Genomic DNA, 7456 nt, shown 5'->3' on the forward strand with positions numbered 1-7456 from the left:
GAAACGGCGAAGGGGGGCGCTAGTAGCAGCCCACCTGGGCGCGGTCCTCGAAGACGACCTGGCCGCCGTCCTCACAAATCCGGTGATTCGGGTTGTAGATGTCCTGGAGGATGTTGCCGCCCGCCGACGGGGTGATGTTGTACGTGTAGCCGCCGATGGTGGACGTCCAGAAGCCCACCACGTCGGGGTTGCCCTGCACGGTGCCAAGCAGCTCGGAGATGTTCTTGCGCGTGTACCGCATGGTGAGGACTCCAGGTGATGAGGGGGAGATCAGCGGAGCCCTGAATCCTAGGAAGGGACGGAGGAGCGGGCAAGACAGGGCAGGGCAGGGTCCCCGGAAGTGTCAGGAAAGACGCGCGCTTTCCTGTTTCACGGTGTCACGGGAACCCCGGCATCCCCCGGCTCAGTTGCTGACGAGCGCCAGGGCCAGCGCGTCCTGGTTGCGGCCCCGGAGGGTCGCGATCTGCTTGTAGAGGATCCGGGTCGTCCAACAGGCCTCTTCATCGGCGAGCGTGCTCATCCGCTGCAGGTTGTTGGCCAGCCGCTGTGTGTCCTCATTGCCGACACGGATGCTGATCTCGACGAAGGCCTGTTCCACGTCGGTCGCCATGGCCTGCCGGGACAGGGGAGCCTGCCGCAGCTCCGCTGCCAGGGCACTGGCCGCGATGACGCTGATGCGACCGAGTGCCTCGTCATCCATGATGCTGAAGATCCGGCTCAGTCCTGCATCCGTGACGTTGCCACGGCCGAACGCGGCGCAGTCCTTCTCGTCGGCCAGGTCCACGATATGAGAGAGGGCTTCTGCCCGCTGTATCAGGATCCGGTCGGAGAGCCGGCGCAGTCCGGCCTGCGCCAGCTGAATGGACTGCTGTTGCCGCTCCTGGCGATTCATGGTGGGAGTGACTTCGAACCACTGCCGGATTTCGGGGTGGTCCTTCGTGGCCAGGGCCCATTGCCGCAGATAGCGATCCAGGCCACCGCTGGACTCGTTCGCGATGAGCGCCTCCACCATGCTGTCGTAGTCCACGGGCCGCCGTTGTTGGTATGCGCGCCAGCCCATGGACGAGCTCAACGCCGCCACGGTGACGAGCGCCACCGAGACGTTCTTCCCCAATTTCAACACGCGGCCCAGGAGTCCCACGACACCTCCCGCCACGGCACCGATCAATGCACTGCCCAGCACGCTGGACCAATCCATCCATTCCCCCTCTGCCATCAGGCGAGGATGTGAAGGTAATGGATTGGAGGGGCCGCCGGTAACGTACGCCCCGTGAGGGTGGGTTCCTACCCGTTGCGAACGAGAGGCATCCGGGGCCGCATGCCGACGTTCAGCCAGGGTTCGAGCGCGAGCTGGACGCCGCACGCCGCGACGGTGACGAGCGCGGCCGTGACGCCCGGCGCCTTCCACGCGCCAACGACAGCCGCCGTGGCGATGACCCAGGGGCGGAGCAGCGTGAACGGCCCCATGACCACCACGCTCGCCAGCGTCCGCACGTCGGCCTCCGCGGCGGCCCAGACGCCCATGCCCATCAGCGTCAGCGTCGCGTAGGGCAGCAGCACCCAGAGGATCGCCTGGGCGCAGACGAGCAGCTGGGGGAACAGGCCCGGTGAGAACAGGCAGGCCCCGGCGATCCCGGCACCCACCAGCGCGGTCGTGAAGAGTCCCCGCCCCATCCCCCGGCGGACGGCGGCCCGGTAGTAGTCGGCCTTGAAGACGCGGGCATCCCGGCCCGCGGCCACCCGGAAGCCGCAGAACGCGGCGTCGGTGACGGAGAGCAGGGCGAGCAGCATCGGAAGGGCGGCGTTCATGAAGTGGGTCCCAGCCGTGAGCGCAGCGGGCCCAGGTGGCGCTGGAGCGGCTCCCACAGCTCCGCGCGCGTTCCCACCGTGGCGGTCATGGGCCGGAGCATGGCGCCCAGGAGGTTGCGGGCCCCGTCCAGGGACGCGCAGGTGAACCCCGTGGCGGACCGGGCCGCCGGCAGCAGCGTCTCCGTGGGATGGGCACGCCGCGCGGAGACCACGCCATCGTGGCGCGCGAGCGGCTCCCGCATGCGGGCCTGGTGGAACATCCACGAACCCCAGGGCGAGAGCACCGAGTGCTGGATGTCGTAGTGCACGAACGCATGCCCCTGCCGCTGGCCGGCGAAGAAGGCGTTCAGGTCGTTGCCACGGAAGTGATGCAGGACGCCCGTGGAGATGTAGATGTGGCCGGGCTGCTCCAACTGGAACGCGTTCGCCACCCGGAGCTCGCATGAGAGGGATTCCTCTTCCGCGAGCCGCCGGGCGTTCTCGATCAGCGTCACGTTCATGTCACAGCCGATGAGTTCAACGTCGCGCCCCAGCCGCCCATGGGCCGCGAGCGAGCGGACGGCGTAGCCGAGCCCGCAGCCGACATCGACGATGCGCAGCGGAGGCTTCACGCCGGACTCACGCAGCGCCTGCAACAGGGGCAGCAGCACGCAGCGGATGCGGTCCGCCTGGAGGAACTCCTCGCTCAGCCGCTGCAGCTCGATGTGGGAGCGCAGCAGGGCCAGGCTGCAGGCCTCGAAGTCGAGCGTGTCGTTGGACGCGGGAAGCCGCTGCACGAGCCGCGCGGCGGAGCGCTGCCCATTGGCCATCAGCCGCGCCACCACCGCTGACCGGGACACCGGACGCGGCTGGAGCGTCGCGACGTCGTAGTCGACGATGAGGTCTGAGATTTCCAGCAGGTCGGAGGGCATTCCAGCGAGTGCGCCGGAGTGTACCTCAACGCCGGGGCGGCTCAGCGCCCCGGCGTCGGCCCTACCTACTCCCTTGCTCCGGTCAGCCCGGGCGGGCAGCTGAAGTGGGCCGGCACGGACCACAGCTGGCCCTCGTCGGCGTCGGTGACGCCGGTGAAGAAGATGCGATGCCCCACGCGGGTGAACGAGCCCGGAAATTGGATGTCCGCCAGCCGGCCCTGCGTCGCCACGGAGCCCCGGGTGAAGTAGGGGAAGACGGGCCCGAGGGGGTCCGGCGCGCCGCCGAACAGGACCTGGCCCTTGCCGGTGGCGAACAGCGGGTAGCGGTACCCGTACTCCACATTGGGATTGTCGAAGAGCTGGCGGGTCCCCTCGGCGGTGCCATTCGTCGCCCACAGCGCTACGTCCCTGGACACGGGGGCATCGCTTCCGATGCTCACGAAGAAATAGATGTCGCCGCCGGAGACCACGGACGACCGCACGGCGGGATACGCGTACTCGTCGGATGCGTAGGGGTTGGGCAGGGTGGTGATCCCCGTCTTGCCGCCGCCGCTCAGTGAGAGCCGGTCGATGCGCAGCCGCTTCGTCACCGGGTTGTCCACGGACGTCAGATAGACATACGCGCCCAGCGTCCCGAGCAGGTGCACGCGCCTGCCGAAGGCCTCCAGGCGAACGGTCCCCGCGGCGGTGCCATTCGTCTTCCAGACCTCGGAGTTGGGGCCGTCCTCCAGGATGAACAACGGCGGCTCACCCGGGCTGCTCACCCCGGACAGGTAGGCGTTCCCCGCGTCCAGCCGCTTGACGGAGGTCGTCCCGGCGTGCGTGCCGTCGGTGCGCCACAGCGTGGTGCCCGTGTCCTCGGAGAAGATGAAGAGCAACGCGTTGCCAGCCTTCAACGTGTAGTAGCCCAGGTTCGTGAGTCCGCCGAAGTCCTTCACCCTCAGCGTGCCGGCCGCCGTGCCATCGGACCGCCACAGCTCCGGCCGGGCCCCGTCTCCCGGCACGGGCACCCAGCGGAAGAACACCAGGCGGCCATTGAGCTCCGTGGCGTTGGTCATCACGGAGCCTTCCGCGCCCGGGGTGATGTCCTTGACCAGCCGGGTCCCCGCCTCCGTCCCGTTGCTGCTCCACAGCTCCATGCCGGTGGTGTCGGTACGGGTCTGGAAGAAGAGCTTGTTGCCCACCGCGACGAGGTTCTGGGGCTGATAGACGCCGGGGGGCCCCGGAAACACCTTCACCTGGACGGTTCCTGCCTCCGTGCCGTCGCTGCGCCACAGGACCGACCCGGCGTCGAAGCCCGAGGTGACGAAGTAGAGGGTGCCCTGGACGTTCGTGAGCTCCCCCATGAAGCCCGCGGAAGCCGAGGGCATGATGGTCGCCACCCGGGCCGCCACTCCCGGTGGGCACGCCTGGGCGGTCACCTCGCGGGAGCCGTCCTCCACCGCCTCCGGCAATCCCCCACAGCCCACCACCCCTGCCAGGCCCAACCCCAGCAGGGCACCCCAATTCCTTGCATGCATGTCCACGCCTCCCGGTCCAGGAAACGCGGAGGGTGGGGTGCACGGCTTTGCCTTCCAAGGGGGCCCCCAAGGAGGTGGGAGTGTCGCGAGGCCGGGGCGGGGCGCCCCTTATTCGCCGGGCTGCCCGATGAGGTAGGTGATGGCCATTCCCCGCGCGCGGTGGACGCCCGTGTGCCAGGTGTACCCATTCGCGTCGAGCCCCGCCGTCAGCTTCTCCAGGTCCTCCGGCGCGTAGGTCCGCAGCGACGACACCACGCCATCCCAGAGGACGAGCAGGGGGATGATGGGCACCAGGTAGGTGAGCAGCCATCGCCACCAGCGCCTGGGGCGGATGAGCGGGGTGAAGCCCCACACCAGGGGGATGACGAGCAGCAGCTGGAAGAGGATGTAGAGCGGTGAGCGCTGCGTGAGCTCGAAGGCGGCGACGGGGACCCGGCGCGCGACGGCGTCCTCCAGGAGGGCGCGGACCTGCGGCGGGCGGAGGTGGTGCAATGCCTCGAAGAGGGTCCGCACGCCCGTCAGCTCCTCGGGGACGCGCGTGGCGTCCACCGGCGTGTCGCGGTAGTGCGCGCCCGGAGGCAGCTCCAGTCCAGGGGTGGGGTGGAGGTCGGTGAGCAGCACCTCGGCCTCGGCGTTCTGCTTCTGGAGCACCGGGAGCAGGGTGCGCCACGGACCGCCGGTGCCGGAGCAGAGGTCGACAATCTGGTTCGTGCCGGCCATGCGCAGCAGCGCCGCCAGCTGCGTCGCCATGCCGTCATAGGGGCGCGTCTTGTCGAGCACGACGTGCAGGTAGTCGACCTCGCCCCGGCGCAGCGGCGCGGGCAGCCAGGACTGGTCGAGGAACTCGAAGAGGTGGAGGCGGGGCAGAAATGGCATCGCGGGACAGGATAGAGCCTCCGCGCGCCCGGCCCTACTTGCTCACCGCGATGGACTTGCGGAACAGCGCCAGGCTGTAGACGAAGAACCCCACGCCCACCGCGCTCACCATCAGGAACTGGCGCCAGACGGCCCACAGCCCTCCGCCTCGGTAGATGATGACCTGCGAGAAGCTGACGAAGTGCCGGGCCGGCAGCAGGTACGTGACGTATTGCAGCCACTTCGGCTGGCTCTCCACGGGCGTGCTGCCGCCCGAGAGCAGCATCAGCACCAGGACCACCAGGATGATGAGCAGCGCGAACTGCGCCATCGAGCGGGAGATGGTCCCCAGGAAGATGCCGAGCGCCGTGGCGAAGAACAGGTAGAGCACGACGCCCACGAACCACAGCACCACCGAGCCGGCGAACGGCACCTTCAGCACCAGGTGCACGACCAGGAACAGCGAAGCCCCGGTCGCGACGAGGATGACGAGGCCGTTGGCCCAGACCTTCGCCATGGCGATCTCGAACGAGGTCAGCGGCATCACCAGCAGGTGCTCCAGCGTTCCGTGCTCGCGCTCGCGGATGACCGCCGCGCCCGTGAGGACGACCGTCAGCAGGGTGATTTGATTGATGATGGCCACCACGCTCTTGAACCAGGACGACACCCCGTTGGGGTTGAAGAGCTTGCGGACAATCAGGTTGACGGGCTTCGGCCCCGTCTCCTCCGTGCGCTTGAGGAAGGAGGAGATGCGGTCATTGAGGATGTTCTTGATGTAGCCGGAGCCGATGCCCGCCTGCTGCATGGCGGTCGCGTCGATGTTCAGCTGGACGTCCGGGTTGCGCCCCGCGCGCAGGTCGTGCTCGAAGCGCGGCGGAATCACCACGACGAACATGAACCGGCCCCGGTCCATGTCCGGCTGGATGTCCTCCGAGGTGATGACCTCCGGCGACATGAAGCGGGGCGGATAGAACGCGTTGAGCAGCTCCTTGGACAACGCGGACCCGTCCTCGTCGACGAAGGCAATGGAGGCGTTGTTCACCTCGCTGGAGGTCCCCGTGGCCTGGACGTAGATGGCCAGGGTGAACGCATAGACGACGAACACGACCAGCACCGCGTCGCTGAGCAGGCTGCGGATCTCCTTGAGCCCGAGCCACAGGATGTTCAGCAGCGAGTTCACTGCTATTTCTCCTGCTTTCTCAGGCCGAGGACGCTGATGGCCAGAAGGAGGGGAACGCACACGGCCAGGAAGGCGACGTCCCTCAGGATGAGGCCCGCGCCCAACCCCTTGGTGAAGGCGCCCAGGCTGGCGTGCATGTAATAGGTGGCCGGCCAGATGGAGCCGACGACCTTGGCCCCGCCCTGGAGCGTGGAGACCGGCTGCAGCAGGCCGGAGAACTGGATGGTCGGCACGATGGTCAGGATGGCCGTGACGAAGACGGCCGCGACCTGGCTGCCGGTGAAGGTGGACGTCACCATCCCAATGCCTGTCGTCGCCGTGACGTAGAACAGCGCGCAGACCACCAACGTCAGGAAGCTGCCCTTGATGGGGACGCCGAAGACGACCAGCGCCAGCGCGGTCAGGATGAAGAAGTTGGCCATTCCAATGGCCACGTAGGGCAGCTGCTTTCCGAGCAGGTACTCCAGCCGCCCCGTGGGCGTGACGTAGAAGTTGATGATGGACCCCAGCTCCTTCTCACGCACGATGCTGACCGTCATGAGGATGGCCGGGATGAGCAGCAGCAGCAGCGCCGGGACGCTCGGCACGATGGAGTAGATGCTCTTGAAGGTGGGGTTGTAGAGGTAGCGCTCTTCGATGTTGGCCGTGGACTTCCGCGCGCTGGCGGAGTGGAAGCCGCTCGCGGGATCCCGGAGCATCCGGTTGTGGACCCCCTGGACGTATTGCTCCACGGTGTCGCCACGGAAGGTCATGGCGCCGTCCACCTGCGCCAGCACATCGGGGCCGGAGCCCCGGCGGAGGTCCAGGCCGAAGCGGGGCGGAATCTCCATCACCACGGAGACGTCGTCGGACTGGAGCCTGCGGAGCGCCTCGTCCGCGGATTGGGCAGGAGGGGTCGGGGCGAAGTAGGGCTTCGCCGCGCTGAACTGCTCCAGGTACGCGCGGCTCTCGGGCGACTGGTCCAGGTCCAGCGCGGCATAGCGGATGTTCTCGACGTCGGTCGTGATGCCGAAGCCGAAGACGAGCATCAACACCGCGGAGCCGATGAAGGCGAACGCCAGCCGGACCTTGTCGCGGAGGATCTGACTGGTCTCGTTGGAGGCATACGCGAGCAGCCGGCCCAGACTCAGCCGGAGCCCGGCCCGGTCCACCCGTGGCGCGGCCGGGCTCCGGCTGAGTCT

Annotated in this window: 8 protein-coding genes; all 8 read right to left on the reverse strand. The window is 68.1% G+C overall.

The features are described from left to right. Positions 1-19: 19 nt before the first annotated feature. The gene (locus tag D7W82_RS14190) at positions 20-241 is read right to left on the reverse strand and encodes a hypothetical protein (RefSeq protein WP_120618866.1); all 222 of its coding nucleotides are present in this window, start codon (positions 239-241) and stop codon (positions 20-22) included. Positions 242-403: 162 nt separating this feature from the next. Further along, positions 404-1198, reverse strand: a complete 795-nt coding sequence (locus D7W82_RS14195; protein WP_147439334.1) for a hypothetical protein — start codon at positions 1196-1198, stop codon at positions 404-406. An 86-nt stretch (positions 1199-1284) separates the two neighbouring features. Further along, on the reverse strand, positions 1285-1809 hold the full coding sequence (locus D7W82_RS14200; RefSeq protein ID WP_147439335.1) for a hypothetical protein: 525 nt from the start codon (positions 1807-1809) through the stop codon (positions 1285-1287). After that, positions 1806-2720, reverse strand: a complete 915-nt coding sequence (locus tag D7W82_RS14205; protein ID WP_120618869.1) for a class I SAM-dependent methyltransferase — start codon at positions 2718-2720, stop codon at positions 1806-1808. The genes D7W82_RS14200 and D7W82_RS14205 overlap by 4 nt, the downstream gene beginning before the upstream one ends. Before the next feature lie 65 nt (positions 2721-2785). Continuing rightward, positions 2786-4240 (reverse strand): hypothetical protein, encoded by a 1455-nt coding sequence (locus D7W82_RS14210; RefSeq protein ID WP_120618874.1) that lies wholly within the window; start codon positions 4238-4240, stop codon positions 2786-2788. 108 nt (positions 4241-4348) lie between these two features. Next, positions 4349-5116 (reverse strand): hypothetical protein, encoded by a 768-nt coding sequence (locus D7W82_RS14215; protein WP_120618870.1) that lies wholly within the window; start codon positions 5114-5116, stop codon positions 4349-4351. Between the two features lie 34 nt (positions 5117-5150). Next, the gene (locus D7W82_RS14220) at positions 5151-6275 is read right to left on the reverse strand and encodes an ABC transporter permease (protein ID WP_120618871.1); all 1125 of its coding nucleotides are present in this window, start codon (positions 6273-6275) and stop codon (positions 5151-5153) included. Between the two features lie 2 nt (positions 6276-6277). Further along, positions 6278-7456: ABC transporter permease (locus D7W82_RS14225; RefSeq protein ID WP_147439336.1), on the reverse strand; the 1179-nt coding region annotated here is incomplete at its 5' end.

This window comes from Corallococcus sp. CA049B (genome assembly GCF_003611685.1).
In the GTDB taxonomy this organism is placed as follows: Bacteria; Myxococcota; Myxococcia; order Myxococcales; family Myxococcaceae; genus Corallococcus; species Corallococcus coralloides.

Bases quoted from the DNA above. Each gene is read 5' to 3' on its own strand.
- D7W82_RS14190 (WP_120618866.1), bottom strand. From the start codon at position 241: ATGCGGTACACGCGCAAGAACATCTCCGAGCTGCTTGGCACCGTGCAG.
- D7W82_RS14195 (WP_147439334.1), bottom strand. From the start codon at position 1,198: ATGGATTGGTCCAGCGTGCTGGGCAGTGCATTGATCGGTGCCGTGGCG.
- D7W82_RS14200 (WP_147439335.1), bottom strand. From the start codon at position 1,809: ATGAACGCCGCCCTTCCGATGCTGCTCGCCCTGCTCTCCGTCACCGAC.
- D7W82_RS14205 (WP_120618869.1), bottom strand. From the start codon at position 2,720: ATGCCCTCCGACCTGCTGGAAATCTCAGACCTCATCGTCGACTACGAC.
- D7W82_RS14210 (WP_120618874.1), bottom strand. From the start codon at position 4,240: ATGCATGCAAGGAATTGGGGTGCCCTGCTGGGGTTGGGCCTGGCAGGG.
- D7W82_RS14215 (WP_120618870.1), bottom strand. From the start codon at position 5,116: ATGCCATTTCTGCCCCGCCTCCACCTCTTCGAGTTCCTCGACCAGTCC.